This is a genomic window from Pseudomonas sp. COR18, from assembly GCF_048568395.1.
In the GTDB taxonomy this organism is placed as follows: domain Bacteria; phylum Pseudomonadota; class Gammaproteobacteria; order Pseudomonadales; family Pseudomonadaceae; genus Aquipseudomonas; species Aquipseudomonas fuscovaginae_B.
In genome coordinates this window covers 3,692,732-3,714,305 of the sequence record NZ_CP183808.1, presented here as the reverse complement: position 1 = coordinate 3,714,305, position 21,574 = coordinate 3,692,732, and the positions used below count along the sequence as shown (strand labels likewise).

Sequence of the window (21,574 nt, the reverse complement as noted above, 5' to 3'; positions counted from 1 at the left end):
CAAGCACAGAGCCCATCATGACCGAGCAAGAACGCCTCGAACTCGAAGCCGCCGCCTTTCGCCGGCTGGTCGCCCACCTGGACAACCGCAAGGACGTGCAGAACATCGACCTGATGAACCTCGCCGGGTTCTGCCGCAACTGCCTGTCCAAGTGGTACAAGGCCGAAGCCGACGAGCGCCGGATCGAGCTGAGCCTCGACGAGGCCCGTGAAGTGGTCTACGGCATGCCTTACGCCGAGTGGAAAGCCCAATACCAGAAAGAAGCCAGTGCCGAACAACAGGCGGCATTCGCCAAAGGAAAACCCCATGACTGATCTGAACACCCTGCGCGCCAGCCTCGAGAGCGGCGAGCACGTCTTTGCCGACACCCTGGCCTTCATCGCCGCCGGCTACGACTACCAGCCACAGGCCTTCAACAATGGTGGCGTGGAAAATGCCGCCGGGCAGAACGAAGGCTCGTGCAAGACCCTCGGCCTGGCCCTGCTCGAAGGCCTGAGCGACCAGCAGGCGCTGCTGGCGTTTGGCGAGCATTACCGTTCGGTCCTGGCGACCCCTGAAGGCAGCGATCACGGCAACATCCGTGCGCTGATCAAGCACGGCCTGGCCGGCGTGAAGTTCACCGCGCAGCCGCTGACCCGGCGCTGAGGCTTTCGCGGATAAATCCCACAATGGTCCCGTCAGGCACCTATGTGGTGTGCGGCAGATGGCTCTTGTGGGAGCCGGATTTATCCGCGAACAAGTGCCACAGAACAGCATTGCCTGGCACAGATACAAAAAAACCGGCCAAGGGCCGGTTTTTTCATTTCAGGTTCACTCAGAACGATGCGTTCTGCAGACCGTCCAGGTAACGCTCGGTGTCCAGTGCCGCCATGCAGCCGGCGCCGGCCGAGGTGATCGCCTGGCGGTAGACGTGGTCAGCCACGTCGCCCGCCGCGAAGATACCCTCGACGCTGGTGGCGGTCGCATTGCCTTCACGGCCGCCCTGCACCACCAGGTAGCCATCCTTCAGTTCCAGCTGGCCTTCGAACAGCGAAGTGTTCGGGGTGTGGCCGATCGCGATGAACACGCCGTCGACCTTGATCTCGTCGAAGCTGCCATCGTTGTTCTTCAGGCGGGCACCGGTCACGCCCATGTTGTCGCCGAGCACTTCGTCCAGGGTGGCGTTCAGCTTGAGGATGATCTTGCCTTCGGCGACACGGGCGTGCAGCTTGTCGATCAGAATCTTCTCGGCGCGGAAGGTGTCGCGACGGTGGATCAGGGTCACGGTGCTGGCGATGTTGGCCAGGTACAGCGCCTCTTCCACGGCGGTGTTGCCACCACCGACCACGGCGACCGGCTTGTTGCGGTAGAAGAAACCGTCGCAGGTCGCGCAGGCCGAAACGCCCTTGCCCATGAAGGCCTCTTCCGAAGGCAGGCCCAGGTAGCGGGCGCTGGCGCCGGTGGCGATGATCAGGGCGTCGCAGGTGAAGGTGCCGCTATCGCCGACCAGGGTGTAGGGCTTCTTGGCGAAGTCCACCGCGTTGATGTGGTCGAAGACGATTTCGGTTTCGAAACGCTCGGCGTGTTCGCGCATGCGCTCCATCAGCGCCGGGCCGGTCAGGCCGTGCACGTCACCGGGCCAGTTGTCGACTTCGGTGGTGGTGGTCAGCTGGCCGCCGGCCTGCATGCCGGTGATCAGCAGCGGCTTGAGGTTGGCCCGAGCCGCATAGACCGCCGCACTGTAACCGGCAGGGCCGGAACCGAGAATAATCACTCGCGAATGACGTACTTCAGACATGACTCACTCCTGTCGACCGCCCGTATGGCACCGGGACGGAACGCCGGCGAACCGGCTGGAATAAAAAAGGACTGCGAAAGCGCTTGGGGAAGGCTTGTAGCACACAGTCCTGAAAAATAATGTTGTGCAGCGTAACGAGGGGGCAAAGATTAAGGAAATACGCAATAACAATCCAGCTCATAGCAGGTCTCTATCCATAGGGACGTTCTGCCCGATCCCTTTGTTACCTTAAATGTCGACGCTTTCACCGCCTGTGCAAAGCCGGTAAGGTCGGCGCGTTTTCACCTGCTTCGGAGCCCGTTATGCCCGCACCCGTGATGTCCGGCCCACACTACCTGCGCGAGGGCCTCAAACTGGTCCTGAGCCCGGGGCTACGCCTGTTTGTCCTGCTGCCGCTGCTGGTCAACCTGGTGCTGTTCGTCGGGCTGATCTATTTCGCCGGCCATGAGTTCAGCCTCTGGGTCGATCACCTGATGCCGACCCTGCCCGGCTGGCTGAGCTTTCTCAACTACATCCTCTGGCCGCTGTTCGTGGTGCTGGTGATCCTGATGGTGTTCTTCACCTTCACGATGCTGGCCAACATCATCGCCTCGCCGTTCAACGGTTTTCTTGCGGAAAAGGTCGAGGTGGTGGTGCGCGGCAATGACAACTTCCCAGCCTTCAGCTGGGGCGAACTGCTGGCGATGGTGCCACGGACCCTGGCCCGGGAAATGCGCAAGCTGGGCTATTTCCTGCCACGGGCCATCGGGCTGTTCATCCTGTCGTTCATCCCGGTGGTGAATATCGTCGCCGCCCCGCTGTGGTTGCTGTTCGGCGTATGGATGATGGCGATCCAGTACATCGATTATCCGGCGGACAACCACAAGATGAGCTGGCAGGACATGCTCGCCTGGCTGCGCAGCAAGCGCTGGCAGAGCATGAGCTTCGGTGGCAGCGTCTACCTGGCGCTGCTGATTCCGGTGGTCAACCTGCTGATGATGCCGGCGGCGATTGCCGGGGCAACGCTGTTCTGGGTACGGGAACGCGGGGATGATGCACTGGCGCCGGTTGCACGCTGACGCCAGGCCAGTCACATGGCACCGGGCCAGTCATCGGCCCGGTGCTCATTTCAGCTCGGGAGTGCAAAGATGCCGATCAGGGCGAGCACCCAGACGATACCGCCGAGCACGATCACCAGGTAATTGAGCGGGCTGAAGCTGGCGTTGCTGTCACCCTCGACATCACCGCTGGCAAAATTGATCGCCTGCTGGCCCTGCCAGGTGACGAAGACCTGGGCAAACACCCAGAAGGTGCTGAGCACCACCAGCAGCGAGCCGCCGATATTCTTCCTGACCAGCATCTCCAGCACGTTGCCGAGTACCGCGAAGACCACGAACAGGGTCGCCCAGAGCGAGGCATCCCAGCGATAGCCGCGGCCACTGGCCAGGATGCTCTTTTCGACATGGCGATACAGCGCGTGGACAAAAAAGATCGCGAACAGCCCGCGGGCAGCCGGCCAGATATCCAGTTGGGTCGACGCCTTGTACTGGCTCCAGTTCTTGTAGGACCAGTAGATCTGGTAAATCCCCAGGCTGAAGATGAACAGCAGGAAGAACTTGGTTTTCGAAACCACGTAGAAGCGGCCGATGGCCTCGCTGCGCGGTGCATTCAGGTCCGCCTGGGGCGGCGCATAGATATTGTCGGTCACGGGATCTCCTTGAACGTGGTGGACACCTGATGATAACGAGCCAGTGCCCCGGATATCGAGGACGCGAAGGGCACTCTGGAGCCTCCGTCACAAATCCATCACCCAAATGCCACAACCCCGCAACGGGCCCGGGTGAATACTGCAACCATGACGACAGCTCTGCATATCACCCTGATCACCGAAACCTTCCCACCCGAAATCAACGGCGTGGCCAATACCCTTGGCCGCCTGTGCGAGGGTTTGCGCGCCCGGGGCCACCAGATCGAGCTGGTGCGGCCGCGCCAGAGCTGCGACCAGACCCGTCCCAGTGACACCGAACTGTTGCTGTGTCGCGGCTGGCCACTGCCGGGCTATCCGGGCCTGCAATGGGGTCAGTCGTCGATGCACAAGCTGTTGCGCCGCTGGAAACGCCAGCGCCCGGACGTGCTGTACATCGCCACCGAAGGTCCCCTGGGCCTCTCCGCGTTGCGCGCGGCACGCCGCCTGGGAATCTCCGTGGTCAGCGGTTTCCACACCAATTTCCAGCAATACTCCCACCAGTACGGCCTGGGGATGCTGACGCGCTTGCTGACCCATTACCTGCGCTGGTTCCACAACCGCTCCAAGCTGACCCTGGTGCCCAGTGTCAGCCAGCGCCTGGAGCTGGAGCGGCGGCACTTCGAACGCCTGGAACTGCTGTCGCGGGGCGTCGACAGCCAACTGTTCCACCCGGCCAAGCGGCAGCATGCACTGCGGGAAAGTTGGGGGTTGGCGCAGGACGATATCGCCGTGATGTATGTCGGACGGCTGGCGACCGAGAAGAACCTCGGCCTGCTGGGCCGTACCTTCCAGGCCCTGCAGACGACTTATCCACAACGGACGCTGAAGCTGATCGTGGTTGGCGACGGTCCACTGCGCGCCACGCTGGAGAAGGAACTGCCCGGGGCGATTTTCTGCGGCACCCAGCGTGGCGAGACCCTGGCGGCGCACTATGCCAGCGGCGACCTGTTCGTGTTTCCCAGCCTGACCGAAACCTTCGGCAATGTGGTGCTCGAAGCGCTGGCCTCGGGTTTGGCGGTGGTCGCCTATGACCAGGCAGCGGCGGCCCAGCATATTCGCCATGGCTACAACGGCGTGCTGGCGATGCCCGGCGATGAGGAAGCCTTTCGTGACGCCGCCTGCTGGCTGCTCGAAGGCAGGGAAACCCTGCGTAACGTGCGCCTGAACGCGCGCCAGCATGCCAGCCGGCAGAGCTGGGGGGCGATCGTCGAGCAGTTCGAGATGCAGTTGCGCGGCGCCTGCGAAGCGGAACAGGGGACGCCCCATGCGCCCCCGGTTCCGCGATAGCCCTCAGACCAGGCTGGTCAGGGCCTCGCGGCTGAACGGCAGGATGTCCTGCTCACGCCCGTCGCGCACTTTCACCGCCCAGTCCGGATCGACCAGCAGCGCGCGGCCCACCGCCACCAGGTCGAACTCATCGTTGTTCAGGCGCTCCAGCAGCTTTTCCAGGCTGGCCGGCTGGGCCACCTTGTCGGTATTGACCATGAACTGCAGGAACTCGCCATCCAGGCCGACGCTGCCCACGGTGATGGTCGGCTTGCCGGTCAGCTTGCGGGTCCAGCCGGCCAGGTTGAGTGTCGAACCCTCGAACTCCGGCTCCCAGAAACGTCGGGTGGAGCAGTGGAAGATATCCACGCCGGCATCAGCCAACGGCTTGAGGAACTCACCCAGCGCCTGCGGGGTTTGCACCAGCCGCGCGGTGTAGTCCTGCTGCTTCCACTGGGAGAAACGGAAGATGATCGGGAAGTCCGGGCCGACGGCGGCGCGTACGGCCTGGATCAACTCGATGGCGAAGCGCGAACGGTTGGCCAGGCTGCCGCCGTATTCGTCGCTGCGCTGGTTGCTGCCTTCCCAGAAGAACTGGTCGATCAGGTAGCCGTGGGCGCCGTGGATCTCGACACCGTCCATGCCGATGGCCTTGGCATCCTTCGCCGCCTGGGCGAACGCGGCGATCACGTCCTGAATGTCCTGGTGGGTCATGCCGTGGACCACCACCTGGCCGTCCTTGAGTTTTTCGCTCGGGCCGTAGCCGGGAACGCTGGCATCCGGCTCGGTACCCAGGCGCCGCACGTTACCCACGTGCCAGAGCTGCGGAACGATCCTGCCGCCTTCGGCGTGTACCGCCTCCACCACTTTCTTCCAGCCGGCCAGGGCCGCCTCGCCATAGAAATGCGGCACGTTCGGGTACCCGTTGGCCGCCGGGTGGCCGACGGTGGTGCCCTCGGTGACGATCAGGCCGACACCCGCCGCCGCCCGCTTGCGGTAGTACTCGATGACTTTCGAATTGGGCACGCCGCCTGGGGAAAACGAACGGGTCATTGGTGCCATCACCACCCGGGTCGGCAGTTCCAGGGCACCAAGGTGGAAAGGTTTGAACAAGGCTTGGACCGACATGGGTGGCACTCCACGGCTGAAGGGGAATTTATGATCAGGATAATATTCCGCCGTCAGCGCCACGCACAGCACTATTGATCTGAGTGATCAAGCTCGAAAAGTGTGAGGAAACCGGCCGCACCCGAAAGACGCTGAACCCTACAGGAGCGGGCTTGCCCGCGAAGGGGACCGCAAGGCCGCCAAAAGCTTCACGGTCAAGCCAAAGCCCGCTCCCACTGGTCCGACCCAGGCAGTCCGGCTGCCACGGACCGGTATCAGGCCAACGCCTTCTCGATGGCCTGGATCACCGCCGGATCATCCGGCGCCGTACGCGGCGAGAAACGCGCCAGCACGCGCCCGTCCTTGCCCATCAGGAACTTCTCGAAGTTCCAGGTGATGTCCCCGGGAAACTCGGCCCCCTCGCCCGCCAGCAGCCGATAGAGCTGATGACGATCATGGCCGTTGACTTCCAGCTTGCGGCTCAACGGAAAGGTCACCCCGTAGTTGAGGCTGCAGAACTCGCGAATCTCGTCTTCGGAACCCGGCTCCTGGCCGGCGAACTGGTTGCACGGCACGCCCAGCACCGTGAACCCCTGGCCCTTGTACTGCTGGTAGAGGTTTTCCAGTGCCGCGTACTGCGGCGTCAGGCCACATTTGGAGGCGACATTGACCACCAGCACGACATGCCCCTTGAAGGGAGCGAGAGGCAGGTCCTGGCCGTCCAGCGCCACCAGCGTAAGGTCGTGAAAAGCACTCATGGCGAACTCCCGATAATCCCCTGTTACGTCCCGACATTGTTGCCCGACACCACGACCGGTTTCCAGCGACGAAACCGCGGCGGACTAAAAAGGCGCCCGTGGGCGCCTTCCTACAACCAGAGCTTAGCAGCAGAACTCAGTGGTGATGGCCGCCTTCGCCATGGATGTGACCATGGGCGACTTCTTCCTGGCTCGCGTCACGGATGTTGACGACCTTGACCTTGAAGTTCAGGCGCTGGCCAGCCAGCGGGTGGTTGCCGTCGACGGTGACGTCGTCGCCGTCCAGGTCACGGATGGTGACGATCTGCATCTGGCCATCCGGAGCGGAAGCGTGGAACTGCATGCCCACTTCCAGCTCGTCGACGCCTTCGAACATGCTGCGGCTCAGGGTGCTGACCAGTTCAGCGGAGTATTCGCCGTAGGCATCTTCAGGCTCGACGGTGACGTTCAGTTCGTCACCCACGGCCTTGCCTTCCAGGGCCTTTTCCAGGCCTGGAATGATGTTGCCTGCACCTTGCAGGTACACCAGCGGCGCGCCGCCGGCAGAGCTGTCGATGACCTCACCAGCGTCGTTGGTCAGGGTATAGTCGATGGACACAGCCTTATTGGCAGCGATCAGCATGGGGCGAGACCTTTTGCAGAAGAATGAAGAACGGACAAGTCTAAACAAGGATTCGTCCGAAAGCGAACGGAACCCGGACGGACGGGTTGAACCGACCCCATCTTTCATCCTCGGTTTCCATCAGGACGAGGACGGCCACTGGGTCGCCGAACTGTCCTGCGGCCACACCCAGCACCTGCGCCACCAGCCGCCGTGGCAGTCGCGTGCCTGGGTGCAGGAACCGACGCAGCGTTCGGCGCGAATCGGCCAGCCCTTTGAATGTGGTTGGTGCGCACAGGGCTCGGTTAGCGCTAACCTTGGCGTCTGAACATCGCAGGGGATCAACCATCGGTCCCCGCAGTTGCGCTCCACAAGAGACTACGCATGCAAACTTTCTTTATCGCGCCCACCGATTTCGGCGTGGGCCTGACCTCGATCAGCCTCGGGCTGGTCCGCACGCTGGAACGCGCCGGCCTGAAGGTCGGTTTCTTCAAGCCCATCGCCCAGCCGCATCCGGGTGATACCGGGCCGGAGCGCTCGACCGAACTGGTGGCCCGTACCCACGGTCTCAAGCCCCCCCAGCCACTGGGCCTGGCCCATGTCGAGCGGATGCTCGGCGACGGCCAGCTCGACGAACTGCTGGAAGAAATCATCACCCTCTACCAGCAGGCCGCAATCGGCAAGGACGTGCTGGTGGTCGAGGGCATGGTCCCGACCCGCAGCGCCAGCTATGCCGCGCGGGTCAACCTGCACCTGGCGAAAAGCCTGGATGCCGAGGTGATCCTGGTCTCGGCACCGGAAAACGAAGTGCTGACCGAACTGTCCGGCCGGGTCGAGTTGCAGGCGCAACTGTTTGGCGGCCCGAAGGACCCCAAGGTTCTCGGCGTGATCCTCAACAAGGTGCGCACCGACGAGAGCATGGAAGCCTTTGCCGCCCGTCTCAAGGAACACTCGCCGCTGTTGCGCAGCGGCGACTTCCGCCTGCTCGGCTGCATTCCGTACCAGCCGGAACTCAACGCACCGCGGACCCGCGACGTCGCCGAACTGCTGGGCGCCCAGGTGCTCAATGCCGGCGACTACGAAACCCGGCGCATGTCGAAGATCATCCTCTGTGCCCGCACCGTCCTCAACACCCTGCAACTGCTCAAGCCGGGCGTGCTGGTGGTGACCCCCGGCGACCGCGACGACATCATCCTCGCCGTCAGCCTGGCGGCACTCAACGGCGTGCCGCTGGCCGGCCTGCTGCTGACCAGCGACACCAAGCCCGACCCGCGGCTGATGGAACTCTGCCGCGGCGCCCTGCAGGCCGGCCTGCCGGTGCTGTCGGTGAGCACCGGCTCCTACGACACCGCCAACCAGCTCAACAGCCTGAACAAGGAAATCCCGGTCGATGACCGCGAGCGGGCGGAAATCATCACCGATTTCGTCGCCAGCCACCTCGATGCCCAGTGGCTGCACCAGCGCTGCGGCACCCCGCGGGAAATGCGTCTGACGCCGGCGGTGTTCCGCTATCAACTGATCCAGCGCGCCCAGCAGGCCAACAAGCGCATCGTCCTGCCCGAAGGCAGCGAGCCGCTGACCGTCCAGGCCGCGGCAATATGCCAGGCGCGGGGCATCGCCCGTTGCGTGCTGCTGGCCAGGCCGGCGGATGTCGAGGCGGTGGCCAAGGCCCACGGTTTCGAGCTGCCGCCGGGGCTGGAGATTCTCGACCCGGACGAGATTCGCGGACGTTATGCCGAGCCGATGGTGGCCCTGCGCAAGAACAAGAGCCTCAACACGCCGATGGCCGAGCAGCAACTGGAAGACCCGGTGGTGATCGGCACCATGATGCTGGCGCTGGACGAGGTCGATGGCCTGGTTTCCGGGGTGATCCACTCCACCGCCAACACCATCCGCCCGGCCCTGCAACTGATCAAGACCGCGCCGGGCTGCACCCTGGTGTCGTCGGTGTTCTTCATGCTGTTCCCCGAGCAGGTGCTGGTCTACGGCGACTGCGTGATGAACCCGCACCCCTCCGCCACGGAGCTTGCGGAAATCGCCCTGCAGAGCGCCGACTCGGCCCAGGCGTTCGGCATCGCCCCGCGGGTGGCGATGATCAGCTATTCCAGTGGCGAATCGGCCAGCGGCGAGGAAGTGGAGAAGGTCCGCGAGGCCACGCTGCTGGCCCACGAAGCCCAGCGCGACCTGCTGATCGACGGCCCGCTGCAATATGACGCCGCCGCCAACGAAAACGTCGCCCGGCAACTGGCGCCCAACAGTCAGGTCGCTGGCCGCGCCACGGTGTTCGTGTTCCCCGACCTGAACACCGGCAACACCACCCACAAGGCCGTGCAACGCAGTGCCGACTGCGTCAGCCTGGGGCCGATGCTGCAAGGCCTGCGCAAGCCGGTCAACGACCTGCCGCGCGGCGCCCAGGTCGATGACATCGTCTACACCATCGCCCTGACGGCCATTCAGGCCGCCAACCGACCTGTGGATATCTGAACCGGCTGCACGATCGCATCGACGTCCGCTACCCTCATGCCATAAGGCGTGAGGGCTGCGGCCGCTCGCTCAAACAAGAACGTATCCCTGAGAAAGACACCATGCTCGACTTCCTCCCGGCGCCCCTGCGCGGCCTGCTCGCCTCGCTGCTGCTGGCCCTCAACACCCTGCTGCTGTGCTCGTTCCTGTTCGGCGTGGCACTGTTCAAGGCCCTGCCCTTTGCCCTGACCCAGCGCTTGAGCCACTGGCTGATGAACCACACCCATGAGGCCTGGATCAGCAACAACAAGGCCTGGATGCAACTGGTCAGCAAGACCCGCTGGCACCTCAGCGGTCTGGAGGGGCTGGACTACCAGCACTCCTACCTGGTCACCAGCAATCACCAGAGCTGGGTCGACATCCTGGTGTTGCAGTACGTGCTCAACCGGCGGATCCGCCCGCTGAAGTTCTTCCTCAAGCAGGAACTGATCTGGGTCCCGGTGATCGGCCTGGCCTGGTGGGCCCTGGGCTTTCCCTTCATGAAGCGCTATTCGAAGGCCTACCTGGAAAAGCATCCGGAAAAGAAGGGCAAGGACCTGGAAACCACGCGCAAGACCTGCGCGAAATTTCGCAACAACCCTGTGGGTATCTTCAACTTCGCCGAAGGCACGCGCTTCACTGCCGACAAGCATGCGCAGCAGCAATCGCCATTCCGCTACCTGCTCAGGCCCAAGGCCGGCGGTATTGCCTTCGTGCTGGACGCGATGGGTGAGCAGCTGGAGTCCGTCGTCAATGTGACCATTCACTATCCGGCGGGACGGCCGGGGTTCTGGGACCTGCTGTGCGGCAACGTGCGTGAGGTGGTGGTGCATTTCGAGGAACTACAGATCCCGGCGGCATTCATCGGCCGCAACTACGAACAGGATGCCGAGTACCGCCAGGCGTTCCAGGCCTGGATCAACCAGCTGTGGGCGGACAAGGATGCCTTGCTCGCGCGCCTGCACAGTGAGTACCCCGCCAAGGCCTGAGGTGTCAGTGGCATTGCATTCGCGGGCAAGCCACGCTCCTACATGGGCGCGCCGTTTATCGAACAGATGTACGGCACAACCCTGTAGGAGCCGGGCTTGCCCGCGAATGGGCCCGCAAGATCCCCCAAAACGCCTCAGAACTCTCCGACACCTCCCGTTCCCTTGCACACCTCCAATCCCCAGTCCCCGCTGCTGTAGCTTGAGATCTTCTCAATATCTCGGAAGCCGCGAGGATGACGCACCGCTACAAAGCCAAGAACCTGCGCACCGGCCGCTATTCCGAACCCGGTCGGATCTACCTGCTGACTGCCGTACTGTCCGACCGCGAACCGCTGTTCAGCAATTTCCACCTGGGCCGCCTGCTGGTACGGAGCTTCAGGACCGCGCAGGAAGAACACGCGGCCCTTTCCCTGGCCTGGGTGGTGATGCCGGACCATTTTCACTGGCTGGTCGAACTGCAGAAGGCCAGTCTCGGTGAGCTGATGGGCAAGACCAAATCCCGCACGGCGTTGGCGGTAAACCGGCGAATGCAGAGAACCGGAGCGCTCTGGCAGAAAGGTTTTCATGACCGGGCGTTGCGTCGGGAGGAAGATTTGCGAGCGGCGGCACGCTATATCGTGGCCAATCCGTTGCGGGCGGGGTTGGTGGAGCGGATTGGGGATTATCCGCTTTGGGATGCTGTCTGGCTTTAATCTTGTAGTGGATTTGAGGACGCATTCGCGGGCAAGCCCGGCTCCTACAGGATTGTGTCGTGCCCCGTCCTGTGAACGACCATACAGGGTTGTGCCGTGTACCCGCTCTGTGAACGACCATACAGGGTTGTGCCGTGCACCCGCCCTGTGAACGACCATACAGGGTTGTGCCGTGCACCCGTCCTGTGAACGACCATACAGGGTTGTGCCATGCACCCGTCCTGTGAACGACGAAGCACTGTAGGAGCGTGGCTTGCCCGCGAAAGCGATCTGAAGGCCCATGAAAAAGCCCGCGACCAATCGCTCGGTCGCGGGCTTTTCAGTTGCCGGCGAGGCTTAGATCGCGCCGCGCTGACGCAGCAGATCCAGCACCTGCTTGACGCTGTCTTCCAGCGACAGGGCCTGGGTGTCGATCACCAGGTCGGCATTGAGCGGCACATCGTACGGGAAGGACTCGCCGGGGATGTTGTCGCCACCGGCCGCGTACAGGCCTTGTGGATCACGCTCGCGGCAGACCAGCGGCGAAGCCTGGACGTAGACGGTGACCAAGCGCTCGCCGCCGATCAGAGCCTTGGCCTGTTCACGGCCTTCGGCATCCGGCGCGACGAAAGCGGCCAGGGTCAGCAGGCCGGCTTCGTTGAACTGGCGCGCCACGTGGGCGGCACGGCGCCAATTTTCGGTACGGCCGGCACGGTCCTGCGGCAGCCCCTTGTTCAGGTCGTGGCGCAGGTTCTGGCCATCCAGGACGAACACCGCACGGCCCATGTCGAACAGCTTGCGCTCCACGGCATAGGCCAGGGTGCTCTTGCCCGCGCCGGAAAGGCCGGTGAACAGCACGGTCGCCGGTTGCTGGCCGAAACGCTGGGCACGCTCTTCGGTCGCGACATGGGCCAGCTTGCCATGGTGGGTGGCACTGCCATGGGCCAGCGGCTGGGCGACGATCATGCCGGCGCCGACGGTGCCGTTGGTCAGGCGGTCGATGACGATGAACGCCCCGGTGGTGCGGTTGCTGTCGTAACCATCCAGAGCGATCGGTGCATCCAGGGCGATCTTGACCTTGCCGATCTCGTTCAGTTGCAGGGCACTGGCCGAGCCTTCTTCCAGGGTGTTCACATCGACCCGGTGGACGATGCTGGCAATCGAGCCCGGCACGTAGCTGGTGGCGCGCTTGATGTCGTATTTCTTGCCCGGCAGCATCGGCTCCTCGGCCATCCAGACCAGCATGGCCTCGAAGCTGTCGGTCACTGGCGGCACGTTGTCGGCATGCACCAGCAGGTCGCCACGGGAGATGTCGATCTCGTCTTCCATGGTCAGGGTGATGGCCTGGCCGGGACCCGCATGCTCCAGTTCGCCCTCGTAGGTGACGATGGACTTCACGCGGCTGCTCTTGCCCGACGGCAGGACCACGACCTCGTCGCCCTTCTTCACGATGCCGCTGGCCAGGGTGCCGGCGAAACCACGGAAGTTCAGATTCGGCCGGTTGACGTACTGCACCGGGAAACGCAGGTCGGTGAGATTGCGGTCGCCCGCCACTTCCACGGTCTCGAGGATTTCCATCAGCGACTGGCCGGTGTACCACGGCGAACGCTCGCTGCGGTTCACCACGTTGTCGCCCTTGAGCGCCGACATCGGCACGAAGTGCATGCTCGACGGCTTCATCTTCAGGCCTTCGGCGAACTTCAGGTAGTCGGCCTTGATCGACTCGAACACGCCCTGGTCGAAGTCCTTGAGGTCCATCTTGTTGATGGCGACGACGATGTGCTTGATGCCCAGCAGGGAGGCGATGAAGCTGTGGCGACGGGTCTGGGTCTGCACGCCGTAACGGGCATCGACCAGGATGATCGCCAGGTCACAGGTGGAGGCACCGGTGGCCATGTTGCGGGTGTACTGCTCATGGCCGGGGGTGTCGGCGATGATGAACTTGCGCTTGGCGGTGGAGAAATAGCGGTAGGCCACATCGATGGTGATGCCCTGTTCGCGCTCGGCCTGCAGGCCGTCGACCAGCAGCGCCAGGTCGACGTCCTCACCGGTGGTGCCGACTTTCTTCGAATCGCGGGTGATGGCTTCCAGATGGTCTTCGTAGATCATCTTGGAGTCGTGCAGCAGGCGCCCGATCAGGGTGCTCTTGCCGTCATCGACGTTGCCGCAGGTCAGGAAGCGCAGCAGTTCTTTACGTTCGTGCTGGCCCAGGTAGGCGAGGATGTCCTCGCTGATCAGATCGGATTGGTGCGACATGCTTAGACCCTAATTAGAAATAGCCCTGACGTTTCTTGTCTTCCATGGAACCGGCGCCATCGTGGTCGATGACCCGGCCCTGGCGCTCGGAAGTACGCGTCAGGAGCATTTCCTGAATGATGTCCGTGAGGGTTTCGGCCTCGGACTCCACCGCGCCCGTCAACGGGTAGCAGCCAAGGGTACGGAAACGCACCTTCTTCTTGACGATACGGGCCTTTTCCTCGTCGCTGAGGTGCTCGAGGATGCGCTCGTCGTCGATCATGATCAGGGTGCCGTTCTTCTCGATGACTTCACGCTCGGCGGCGAAGTACAGCGGCACGATCGGGATGCCTTCAAGGTAGATGTATTGCCAGATGTCCAGCTCGGTCCAGTTCGACAACGGGAAGACACGGATCGACTCGCCCTTGTTGACCTTGCCGTTGTAGACGTTCCACAGCTCCGGACGCTGGTTCTTCGGATCCCAGCGGTGCTTGCTGTCGCGGAAGGAATACACGCGCTCCTTGGCGCGGGACTTCTCTTCGTCACGACGGGCGCCGCCGAAGGCCGCGTCGAAGCCATGCTTGTCCAGCGCCTGCTTGAGGCCCTGGGTCTTCATGATGTCGGTGTGCTTGGAGCTGCCGTGGGTAAACGGGTTGATGCCCTGCGCCACCCCTTCCGGGTTGACGTGGGTGATCAGGTCCAGGCCCATTTCCGCGACCATGCGATCACGGAACTTGTACATCTCCTGGAATTTCCACTGGGTGTCGACATGCATCACCGGAAACGGCAACTTGCCGGGGAAAAACGCCTTGCGGGCCAGGTGCAGCATTACGGCGGAATCTTTGCCGATGGAGTACAGCATCACCGGGTTGTCGAACTCGGCGGCCACCTCGCGGATGATGTGGATGCTTTCCGCCTCCAGCTGTTTCAGATGCGTCAGTTTGTCGACCATGGCTACTCACGAAAAGCGTTCTTGTGGACGGCCTGCGGGCCGTGTTCGAGCCAGGCATGCTAGCACAGCGACCTATTCTATTGATTAGGCCGGATAGATCGAAACGATATAAGAATATATCGCCTCGTTTGGCTGCCGCCCCTTTTCCGGAGGCCGGCCCGGCGGGCTCATATCGGGTTCGGGCAGTCGATGAACAGGTGTTCCAGGGCGAAGCGCCGCGCCAGGTAATCGCCCAGGGCCTGGACGCCATAACGCTCGGTCGCATGATGGCCGGCGGCGATGAAGCTGATGCCATTCTCCCGGGCGCTGTGGAAGGTCTGCTCGGACGCCTCGCCGCTCAGGTACAGGTCGACCCCGGCCAGCACCGCCTGGTCGATATAGCCCTGGCCACCACCGGTGCACCAGCCGACCCGGCGGATCATCTCGTTGCCCTCGATCAGCAGCGGCTCACGCCCCAGCACGCCCTGGACCTTGTGGGCGAAGTCGCGCGGGGTCATCGGCTCGCCGAGGGAGCCGACCAGGCCGACCACTTTGGGATTCTCTGGGTCCAGAGGCCCCTCGACGGTGATATCCAGCTGGCGGGCAAGCTGCACGTTGTTGCCGACTTCCGGGTGCAGATCCAGCGGCAGGTGGTAGGCCAGCAGACTGATGTCGTGCTTGAGCAGGGTTTTCAGCCGGCGTTGCTTCATCCCTACGACACAAGGGTCCTCGCCCTTCCAGAAGTAGCCATGATGCACCAGCACCAGATCGGCCTCGGCCTCCACCGCCGCATCGAGCAGCGCCTGGCTGGCGGTGACGCCGCTGACGATCCGATAGACCTGCGGCCGACCCTCCACCTGCAGGCCGTTGGGGCAGTAATCGGCGATTCGCGAAATACCGAGAAAGCGGTTCGCCTCCTCGACCAGGGTACTCAGGGCAACGGCCATAAAAACTCCTCAATATCCCATCCAGAGGCGCTCGCAGCCTCGTATAATGCGCGACATTATGGGCCGTCCCGGATGGCCTGCAACCTCCCAGGACGTGTTCAATGCTCAAGGCTCTGCGTTTTTTCGGCTGGCCGCTGGTGGTCGGCGTGCTGGCCGCTTTGCTGATTATCCAGCGTTACCCCCAGTGGGTCGGCCTGCCTGACCTGGATGTGAACCTGCAACAGGCCCCGCAGACCGCGACCATCCAGCAGGGTCCGGTGTCCTATGCCGATGCGGTGAACCTTGCCGCGCCGGCGGTGGCCAACCTGTACACCACCAAGATGGTCAACAAGAACAGCCATCCGCTGTTCGAAGACCCGCAGTTCCGGCGTTTCTTCGGCGACAACCTGCCCAAGCAGAAGCGCATGGAGTCCAGCCTGGGTTCGGCGGTGATCATGAGCAAGAGCGGTTACCTGCTGACCAATAACCACGTGACCGCCGGCGCCGACCAGATCGTCGTGGCGCTCAAGGACGGTCGCGAGACCCTGGCACGGGTGATCGGCAGCGATCCGGAAACCGACCTGGCGGTGCTCAAGATCGACCTGCCGGACCTGCCATCGATCACCATCGGCCGCTCGGACAAGATCCGCATCGGCGATATCGCCCTGGCCATCGGCAACCCCTTCGGTGTCGGCCAGACCACCACCATGGGCATCATCAGCGCCACCGGGCGCAACCAGCTGGGCCTGAACAACTACGAAGACTTCATCCAGACCGACGCGGCGATCAACCCCGGCAACTCCGGCGGCGCGCTGATCGATGCCAACGGCAACCTGACCGGGATCAACACGGCGATCTTCTCCAAGTCCGGCGGCTCCCAGGGCATCGGCTTCGCAATCCCGATCAATCTGGCGGTCGAGGTGATGAAGGCGATCATCGAGCACGGCCAGGTGATCCGTGGCTGGCTGGGTATCGAAGTGCAGCCGCTGACCCAGGAACTGGCGGAGTCGTTCGGCCTCAGTGGACGTCCGGGCATCGTCGTGGCGGGTATTTTCCGTGACGGGCCGGCGCAACGGGCCGGCCTGCAGCTGGGTGACGTGATCCTCAGTATCGACGGCGAACCGGCCAATGACGGGCGCAAGTCGATGAACCAGGTAGCGCGGATCAAACCGACCGACAAGGTGGCGATCCAGGTGCTGCGCAATGGCAAGGAGCTCAAGCTGACGGCAGAGATCGGCTTGCGTCCGCCACAGCAGACGGCGCCACAGGAAGAAGAATAGGCAAAGACGCCTGCCCCCTGAGGGAGCGGCGTTCCATGGCAGTCCATTCTGTGGGAGCCGGATTTATCCGCGAAGCCTTTTAGCGTTCCTCAAGGACCCTTTCGCGGATAAATCCGACGCCCCCCATAAATCCTGCCGCCGCTCCCTCTATACGGCTACAAAGGATCAGGCGATCAAAGCTCGCCCAGAGCCTCGATCAGCGCCTGGTTCTGCTCCGGTGTACCGATGGTGATCCGCAGGAACTGAGCGATACGCTCCTGCTTGAAGTGACGCACGATCACCCCCTGTTCCCGTACCTTCGCTGCCAGTGCCGCGGCGTCGTGCTGCGGGTGCCGGGCGAAGATGAAGTTCGCCGCCGACGGCAGCACCTCGAACCCCTTGGCCTGCAGTTGCGCCACCAGCCGCTCACGGCTTTCGATGACCTGGCGACAGGTCTGCTCGAAATACGCCCGGTCCTCGAACGCCGCCGCCGCGCCGGCAATCGCCATGCGATCGAGCGGATAGGAGTTGAAGCTGTTCTTGACCCGCTCCAGCGCCTCGATCAGGTCCGGATGCCCGACCGCCAGGCCGACCCGCAGCCCCGCCAGGGAACGCGACTTGGACAGGGTCTGGGTCACCAGCAGGTTCGGATAACGATCGACCAGGCTGATGGCCGTCTCGCCACCGAAGTCGATGTAGGCCTCATCGACCACCACCACCGAATCCGGGCTGCTCCGGAGAATCTGCTCCACCGCGTCCAGCGCCAGCAGGCAGCCGGTTGGCGCGTTCGGGTTGGGGAAGATGATCCCGCCGTTGGGCCGGGCATAGTCGGCCACGCGGATCTGGAACTGCTCGTCCAGCGCCAGCGCCTCGAAGTCGATCCCGTAGAGGCCGCAGTAGACCGGATAGAAGCTGTAGCTGATGTCCGGGAACAGCAGCGGCCGATCCTGCTGGAACAGACCGTGGAAGATATGGGCCAGGACTTCGTCGGAACCATTGCCGAGGAACACCTGGCTGGTCTGCACGCCGTAGTAGTCGGCCACGGCCTGCTTGAGTCGGTCGCCGTTGGGGTCGGGATACAGGCGCAGGTTGTCGTTGACCTCGGCCTGCATCGCCGCCAGGGCCTTGGGCGACGGGCCGTAGGGGTTTTCGTTGGTATTGAGCTTGACCAGCCTGGTCAGCTTGGGCTGCTCACCCGGCACGTAGGGCACCAGGTCCTTGACGAATTTGCTCCAGAACTTGCTCATGCTTGTTTCCCCTTATTCCTGGTCTTCGGCGACGATCCGGTATTCCGCGCTGCGGGCATGGGCGCTCAACGACTCGCCGCGGGCCAGTACTGAAGCGGTCTTGCCCAATTCGGACGCACCCTGTTCGGAACAGAAGATGATCGACGAACGTTTCTGGAAGTCGTAGACCCCCAGCGGCGACGAGAAGCGCGCGGTGCCGGAGGTCGGCAGCACGTGGTTGGGACCGGCGCAGTAGTCCCCCAGGGCCTCTGAGGTATGACGGCCCATGAAGATCGCGCCGGCGTGGCGGATCTGCGGCAGCCAGGCCTGCGGGTCGGCAACCGACAGCTCCAGGTGTTCCGGCGCGATACGGTTGGCGACCTCGATCGCCTGTTGCATGTCGCGTACCTGGATCAACGCGCCGCGACCATTGATCGAGGTCTCGATGATCGGTGCACGGTCCATGGTCGGCAGCAGCTTGTCGATGCTCGCCGCAACGCGGTCGAGGAACGCCGCATCGGGGCTGACCAGAATGGCCTGGGCATCTTCGTCGTGCTCGGCCTGGGAGAACAGGTCCATGGCGATCCAGTCCGGATCGGTCTGGCCGTCGCAGACCACCAGGATCTCCGAAGGACCGGCGATCATGTCGATGCCGACCTGGCCGAAGACATGACGCTTGGCGGTGGCCACATAGATGTTGCCGGGGCCGACCACCTTGTCGACCTGCGGCACGCTCTCGGTACCGTAGGCCAGCGCCGCGACCGCCTGGGCGCCACCGATGGTGAACACCCGGTCGACACCGGCGACGCAGGCCGCCGCCAGGACCAGTTCGTTGACCTCGCCACGCGGGGTCGGCACCACCATCACCACCTCACCGACGCCGGCGACCTTGGCGGGAATCGCGTTCATCAACACCGAGGATGGGTAGGATGCCTTGCCGCCGGGCACGTACAGGCCGGCGCGATCCAGCGGCGTGACCTTCTGGCCCAGCACCGTGCCATCGGCCTCGGTGTAGCTCCAGGAGTCCTGTTTCTGCCGTTCGTGATAGCTGCGCACACGGGCGGCGGCCTTTTCCAGGGCTTCGCGCTGGGCCTGGGTGATGCGGGTCAGGGCCAGTTCCAGGCGCTCGCGCGGCAGGATCAGGTCGGCCATCGAGGCCGCCTCCAGGCCATCGAAGCGCTGGGTGAACTCGACCACGGCGGCATCGCCGCGCTCGCGCACCGCCTTGATGATATCCAGCACCCGCTGGTTGACCGAGTCATCGGACACGCTTTCCCAGCTCAGCAGATGATCCAGATGATGGGCGAAATCGGGATCGGCAGCGTTGAGTCGGCGAATGGCGGTGGACGTAGTCATAGCGAGGGCCTCAATAATTGGCGAATGCTTGGGAACAGCAAGTCTCAGGCGCCCGGTGGGCGCTGACGCTCAATAGCGATCACGCGCCCCAGACTACCAAGCCATCCGCGTGGGCACCTGAGAATTCCGGCTATGACACGGATAGATGGGCGCGGCTCAGGGCCGCGCATGTGTGTCAGCTACGGTGTCGCGACTCCACTGCCTTGCGCAGGGTGTCGATCAGGGACTGGATACGGGCGTGCTGCATCTTCATCGAGGCCTTGTTCACCACCAGGCGGGAGCTGATGGTCGCAATCAGTTCCTGGGGTTCCAGGCCGTTGGCCCGCAGGGTGTTGCCGGTGTCGACGACGTCGATGATCTTGTCGGCCAGGCCGATCAGCGGCGCCAGCTCCATCGAGCCATACAGCTTGATGATATCGACCTGACGGCCCTGCTCGGCGTAGTAGCGCTTGGCGACATTGACGAACTTGGTCGCCACCCGCAGCCGGCCCTTGGGCTCGACCGCACCGACGGCGCCAGCGGTCATCAGCTTGCAGCGGGCGATCTGCAGGTCCAGCGGCTCGTACAGCCCCTGGCCGCCGTACTCCATCAGCACATCCTTGCCGGCGACGCCGAGGTCGGCTGCACCATGCTCGACATAGGTCGGCACGTCAGTGGCACGAACGATCAGCAGGCGGACATCCTCCTGGGTCGTCGGAATGATCAGCTTGCGGCTCTTGTCCGGATTCTCGGTGGGCACGATACCCGCCTCGGCGAGCAACGGCAGGGTATCGTCGAGGATACGGCCCTTGGACAGTGCAATGGTCAGCATGGGGAAACCTAGGTCCTTCAATTCAGGATATTGCAACACTCTAACAGACCGAAGCGCATTCCCTGTAGGAGCCGGCTTGCTGGCGATCGCGATGGGTCAGTGACACACCGCGATCGCCAGCAAGCCGTCTCCAGCCAGGGCGGAGCCGGACCGTCACCCGCAATGGCTAGCCCGGAACGCGACGGATCTTGGCACCCAGCATCTGCAGCTTCTCTTCGATGCACTCGTAGCCACGGTCGATGTGGTAGATCCGGTCGATCAGCGTGTCGCCTTCGGCGGCCAGCGCCGAAATCACCAGGCTGGCCGACGCCCGCAGGTCGGTGGCCATGACCGGAGCCCCCTTGAGGACTTCGGTACCGGTGACGATCGCGGTGTTACCCTCGACCTGGATCCTGGCACCCATGCGGTGCAGTTCGTACACGTGCATGAAGCGGTTTTCGAAGATGGTCTCGATCACCGCGCCAGTGCCTTCGGCAATCGCGTTGAGGGAGATGAACTGGGCCTGCATGTCGGTCGGGAACGCCGGATACGGCGCAGTGCGCACGTTGACCGCCTTCGGCCGCTTGCCATGCATGTTCAGCTCGATCCAGTCCTCGCCGGTAGTGATGACCGCGCCGGATTCCTTGAGCTTTTCCAGGACCGCTTCGAGGATGGTCGGATCGGTGTCCTTGACCTTGACCCGGCCACCGGTGACAGCGGCTGCCACCAGGTAGGTGCCGGTCTCGATGCGGTCAGGCATGACCTTGTAGTTCGCCGAATGCAGGCGCTCGACACCGTCGATGGTGATGGTGTCGGAGCCGGCGCCGGAAATCTTCGCGCCCATGGCATTGAGGAAGTTCGCCAGGTCGACCACTTCCGGTTCGCGCGCGGCGTTCTGCAGCACGCTGCGACCGCGGGCCAGGGCCGCGGCCATCATGATGTTCTCGGTACCGGTCACGGAGACGGTATCGAAGAAGAAGTTCGCGCCACGCAGGCCGCCTTCCGGCGCCTTGGCCTTGATGTAGCCGCCCTCGACGTCGATCACCGCGCCCATGGCTTCCAGGCCGCGGATGTGCAGGTCGACCGGACGCGAGCCGATGGCGCAGCCGCCCGGCAGGGCCACTTCGGCCTGACCGAAACGGGCAACCATCGGGCCCAGTACCAGGATCGACGCACGCATGGTCTTCACCAGCTCGTACGGCGCCACCAGGGTCTTGATGGTGCGCGGATCGATTTCCACGGCAAGCTTTTCGTCGATCACAGGCTCGATGCCCATGCGCCCGAACAACTCGATCATGGTGGTGATGTCGTGCAGGTGCGGCAGGTTGGCCACGGTGACCGGGCCATCGCACAGCAAGGTGGCAGCCAGAATCGGCAGGGCGGAGTTCTTTGCCCCGGAGATGCGGATTTCGCCATCAAGACGAACGCCGCCGGTAATAATCAGTTTATCCATA

General features: G+C 63.4%; 21 protein-coding genes. 9 read left to right on the top strand and 12 right to left on the bottom strand.

Features of this window, described 5'->3' with window-relative positions; all coding sequences use genetic code 11:
• Positions 1-17 precede the first annotated feature (17 nt).
• The gene (locus ACM62G_RS17170; RefSeq protein ID WP_054057312.1) at positions 18-314 is read left to right on the top strand and encodes a DUF1244 domain-containing protein; all 297 of its coding nucleotides are present in this window, start codon (positions 18-20) and stop codon (positions 312-314) included.
• Positions 307-645: a HopJ type III effector protein gene (locus tag ACM62G_RS17165; RefSeq protein ID WP_010445219.1), complete on the top strand. Its 339-nt coding sequence runs from the start codon at positions 307-309 to the stop codon at positions 643-645. The genes ACM62G_RS17170 and ACM62G_RS17165 overlap by 8 nt, the downstream gene beginning before the upstream one ends.
• A gap of 169 nt (positions 646-814) precedes the next feature.
• Here ACM62G_RS17165 and trxB read toward each other — a convergent pair whose 3' ends face one another.
• Positions 815-1,777 (bottom strand): thioredoxin-disulfide reductase, encoded by a 963-nt coding sequence (gene trxB / locus ACM62G_RS17160; protein ID WP_054057313.1) that lies wholly within the window; start codon positions 1,775-1,777, stop codon positions 815-817.
• Positions 1,778-2,079: 302 nt separating this feature from the next.
• Between trxB and cysZ the strand changes: the two genes are divergently transcribed.
• Complete coding sequence (gene cysZ, locus ACM62G_RS17155) at positions 2,080-2,835, top strand: sulfate transporter CysZ (protein WP_419735210.1); 756 nt, start codon at positions 2,080-2,082, stop codon at positions 2,833-2,835.
• Positions 2,836-2,885: 50 nt separating this feature from the next.
• Here cysZ and ACM62G_RS17150 read toward each other — a convergent pair whose 3' ends face one another.
• Positions 2,886-3,464, bottom strand: coding sequence for a hypothetical protein (locus ACM62G_RS17150; RefSeq protein ID WP_054061733.1), 579 nt, complete (start codon positions 3,462-3,464; stop codon positions 2,886-2,888).
• Between the two features lie 147 nt (positions 3,465-3,611).
• On the opposite strand from ACM62G_RS17150, the gene ACM62G_RS17145 reads away from it, so the two are divergent.
• Complete coding sequence (locus ACM62G_RS17145; protein WP_419735209.1) at positions 3,612-4,790, top strand: glycosyltransferase family 4 protein; 1,179 nt, start codon at positions 3,612-3,614, stop codon at positions 4,788-4,790.
• Between the two features lie 3 nt (positions 4,791-4,793).
• Here ACM62G_RS17145 and ACM62G_RS17140 read toward each other — a convergent pair whose 3' ends face one another.
• The 3 genes from ACM62G_RS17140 to ACM62G_RS17130 all read right to left on the bottom strand — a co-directional run bounded on the left by ACM62G_RS17140 (position 4,794) and on the right by ACM62G_RS17130 (position 7,256).
• A complete protein-coding gene (locus tag ACM62G_RS17140; RefSeq protein ID WP_273825817.1) occupies positions 4,794-5,897 on the bottom strand; it encodes an NADH:flavin oxidoreductase in 1,104 nt (367 codons plus the stop codon).
• Between the two features lie 254 nt (positions 5,898-6,151).
• Positions 6,152-6,634, bottom strand: coding sequence for a glutathione peroxidase (locus ACM62G_RS17135; protein ID WP_054057318.1), 483 nt, complete (start codon positions 6,632-6,634; stop codon positions 6,152-6,154).
• Between the two features lie 136 nt (positions 6,635-6,770).
• A complete protein-coding gene (locus ACM62G_RS17130) occupies positions 6,771-7,256 on the bottom strand; it encodes an FKBP-type peptidyl-prolyl cis-trans isomerase (RefSeq protein WP_054057319.1) in 486 nt (161 codons plus the stop codon).
• On the opposite strand from ACM62G_RS17130, the gene ACM62G_RS17125 reads away from it, so the two are divergent.
• The 4 genes from ACM62G_RS17125 (at position 7,225) to ACM62G_RS17110 (ending at position 11,418) form a co-directional block, all read left to right on the top strand.
• A complete protein-coding gene (locus ACM62G_RS17125) occupies positions 7,225-7,563 on the top strand; it encodes a DUF3565 domain-containing protein (RefSeq protein ID WP_419735208.1) in 339 nt (112 codons plus the stop codon). The two genes, ACM62G_RS17130 and ACM62G_RS17125, sit on opposite strands and share 32 nt — an antisense overlap.
• Positions 7,564-7,619: 56 nt before the next feature.
• Positions 7,620-9,719 carry a phosphate acetyltransferase gene (gene pta, locus ACM62G_RS17120; protein ID WP_054061736.1) on the top strand — a complete coding sequence of 700 codons (2,100 nt, stop codon included), beginning with the start codon at positions 7,620-7,622 and terminating at the stop codon, positions 9,717-9,719.
• Between the two features lie 101 nt (positions 9,720-9,820).
• Positions 9,821-10,726 (top strand): acyltransferase, encoded by a 906-nt coding sequence (locus ACM62G_RS17115; protein WP_419735207.1) that lies wholly within the window; start codon positions 9,821-9,823, stop codon positions 10,724-10,726.
• Positions 10,727-10,959: 233 nt separating this feature from the next.
• Positions 10,960-11,418, top strand: coding sequence for an REP-associated tyrosine transposase (locus ACM62G_RS17110; protein ID WP_273825819.1), 459 nt, complete (start codon positions 10,960-10,962; stop codon positions 11,416-11,418).
• 336 nt (positions 11,419-11,754) lie between these two features.
• Here ACM62G_RS17110 and cysN read toward each other — a convergent pair whose 3' ends face one another.
• The 3 genes from cysN to ACM62G_RS17095 form a co-directional block, all read right to left on the bottom strand.
• Positions 11,755-13,653, bottom strand: a complete 1,899-nt coding sequence (gene cysN / locus ACM62G_RS17105) for a sulfate adenylyltransferase subunit CysN (protein WP_054058981.1) — start codon at positions 13,651-13,653, stop codon at positions 11,755-11,757.
• Positions 13,654-13,666: 13 nt separating this feature from the next.
• The gene (gene cysD / locus ACM62G_RS17100; protein ID WP_017904285.1) at positions 13,667-14,584 is read right to left on the bottom strand and encodes a sulfate adenylyltransferase subunit CysD; all 918 of its coding nucleotides are present in this window, start codon (positions 14,582-14,584) and stop codon (positions 13,667-13,669) included.
• A gap of 167 nt (positions 14,585-14,751) precedes the next feature.
• Complete coding sequence (locus ACM62G_RS17095; protein ID WP_273823398.1) at positions 14,752-15,510, bottom strand: Nif3-like dinuclear metal center hexameric protein; 759 nt, start codon at positions 15,508-15,510, stop codon at positions 14,752-14,754.
• 101 nt (positions 15,511-15,611) lie between these two features.
• Between ACM62G_RS17095 and algW the strand changes: the two genes are divergently transcribed.
• Positions 15,612-16,769, top strand: coding sequence for a Do family serine endopeptidase AlgW (gene algW, locus ACM62G_RS17090; protein ID WP_054061740.1), 1,158 nt, complete (start codon positions 15,612-15,614; stop codon positions 16,767-16,769).
• Positions 16,770-16,942: 173 nt separating this feature from the next.
• On the opposite strand, the gene hisC is transcribed toward algW, so the two are convergent.
• The 4 genes from hisC to murA all read right to left on the bottom strand — a co-directional run bounded on the left by hisC (position 16,943) and on the right by murA (position 21,573).
• The gene (gene hisC / locus ACM62G_RS17085) at positions 16,943-17,995 is read right to left on the bottom strand and encodes a histidinol-phosphate transaminase (RefSeq protein ID WP_419735206.1); all 1,053 of its coding nucleotides are present in this window, start codon (positions 17,993-17,995) and stop codon (positions 16,943-16,945) included.
• Positions 17,996-18,007: 12 nt separating this feature from the next.
• Positions 18,008-19,330: a histidinol dehydrogenase gene (gene hisD / locus ACM62G_RS17080; protein WP_054058977.1), complete on the bottom strand. Its 1,323-nt coding sequence runs from the start codon at positions 19,328-19,330 to the stop codon at positions 18,008-18,010.
• Positions 19,331-19,505: 175 nt separating this feature from the next.
• Positions 19,506-20,141, bottom strand: coding sequence for an ATP phosphoribosyltransferase (gene hisG / locus ACM62G_RS17075; RefSeq protein ID WP_054058976.1), 636 nt, complete (start codon positions 20,139-20,141; stop codon positions 19,506-19,508).
• A 166-nt stretch (positions 20,142-20,307) separates the two neighbouring features.
• On the bottom strand, positions 20,308-21,573 hold the full coding sequence (murA, locus tag ACM62G_RS17070) for a UDP-N-acetylglucosamine 1-carboxyvinyltransferase (protein ID WP_054061742.1): 1,266 nt from the start codon (positions 21,571-21,573) through the stop codon (positions 20,308-20,310).
• Between the last annotated feature and the right edge of the window lies 1 nt (position 21,574).

What these genes read in the sequence shown, in the direction of transcription:
- ACM62G_RS17110 (WP_273825819.1), top strand. Translation starts at nt 10,960, where the DNA reads ATGACGCACCGCTACAAAGCCAAGAACCTGCGCACCGGCCGCTATTCC.
- ACM62G_RS17145 (WP_419735209.1), top strand. Translation starts at nt 3,612, where the DNA reads ATGACGACAGCTCTGCATATCACCCTGATCACCGAAACCTTCCCACCC.
- ACM62G_RS17170 (WP_054057312.1), top strand. Translation starts at nt 18, where the DNA reads ATGACCGAGCAAGAACGCCTCGAACTCGAAGCCGCCGCCTTTCGCCGG.
- ACM62G_RS17165 (WP_010445219.1), top strand. Translation starts at nt 307, where the DNA reads ATGACTGATCTGAACACCCTGCGCGCCAGCCTCGAGAGCGGCGAGCAC.
- trxB (WP_054057313.1), bottom strand. Translation starts at nt 1,777, where the DNA reads ATGTCTGAAGTACGTCATTCGCGAGTGATTATTCTCGGTTCCGGCCCT.
- hisC (WP_419735206.1), bottom strand. Translation starts at nt 17,995, where the DNA reads ATGAGCAAGTTCTGGAGCAAATTCGTCAAGGACCTGGTGCCCTACGTG.
- ACM62G_RS17125 (WP_419735208.1), top strand. Translation starts at nt 7,225, where the DNA reads ATGGACACAGCCTTATTGGCAGCGATCAGCATGGGGCGAGACCTTTTG.
- pta (WP_054061736.1), top strand. Translation starts at nt 7,620, where the DNA reads ATGCAAACTTTCTTTATCGCGCCCACCGATTTCGGCGTGGGCCTGACC.
- ACM62G_RS17095 (WP_273823398.1), bottom strand. Translation starts at nt 15,510, where the DNA reads ATGGCCGTTGCCCTGAGTACCCTGGTCGAGGAGGCGAACCGCTTTCTC.
- ACM62G_RS17130 (WP_054057319.1), bottom strand. Translation starts at nt 7,256, where the DNA reads ATGCTGATCGCTGCCAATAAGGCTGTGTCCATCGACTATACCCTGACC.
- ACM62G_RS17115 (WP_419735207.1), top strand. Translation starts at nt 9,821, where the DNA reads ATGCTCGACTTCCTCCCGGCGCCCCTGCGCGGCCTGCTCGCCTCGCTG.
- algW (WP_054061740.1), top strand. Translation starts at nt 15,612, where the DNA reads ATGCTCAAGGCTCTGCGTTTTTTCGGCTGGCCGCTGGTGGTCGGCGTG.
- cysZ (WP_419735210.1), top strand. Translation starts at nt 2,080, where the DNA reads ATGCCCGCACCCGTGATGTCCGGCCCACACTACCTGCGCGAGGGCCTC.
- hisG (WP_054058976.1), bottom strand. Translation starts at nt 20,141, where the DNA reads ATGCTGACCATTGCACTGTCCAAGGGCCGTATCCTCGACGATACCCTG.
- ACM62G_RS17140 (WP_273825817.1), bottom strand. Translation starts at nt 5,897, where the DNA reads ATGTCGGTCCAAGCCTTGTTCAAACCTTTCCACCTTGGTGCCCTGGAA.
- cysN (WP_054058981.1), bottom strand. Translation starts at nt 13,653, where the DNA reads ATGTCGCACCAATCCGATCTGATCAGCGAGGACATCCTCGCCTACCTG.
- cysD (WP_017904285.1), bottom strand. Translation starts at nt 14,584, where the DNA reads ATGGTCGACAAACTGACGCATCTGAAACAGCTGGAGGCGGAAAGCATC.
- ACM62G_RS17135 (WP_054057318.1), bottom strand. Translation starts at nt 6,634, where the DNA reads ATGAGTGCTTTTCACGACCTTACGCTGGTGGCGCTGGACGGCCAGGAC.
- hisD (WP_054058977.1), bottom strand. Translation starts at nt 19,330, where the DNA reads ATGACTACGTCCACCGCCATTCGCCGACTCAACGCTGCCGATCCCGAT.
- murA (WP_054061742.1), bottom strand. Translation starts at nt 21,573, where the DNA reads ATGGATAAACTGATTATTACCGGCGGCGTTCGTCTTGATGGCGAAATC.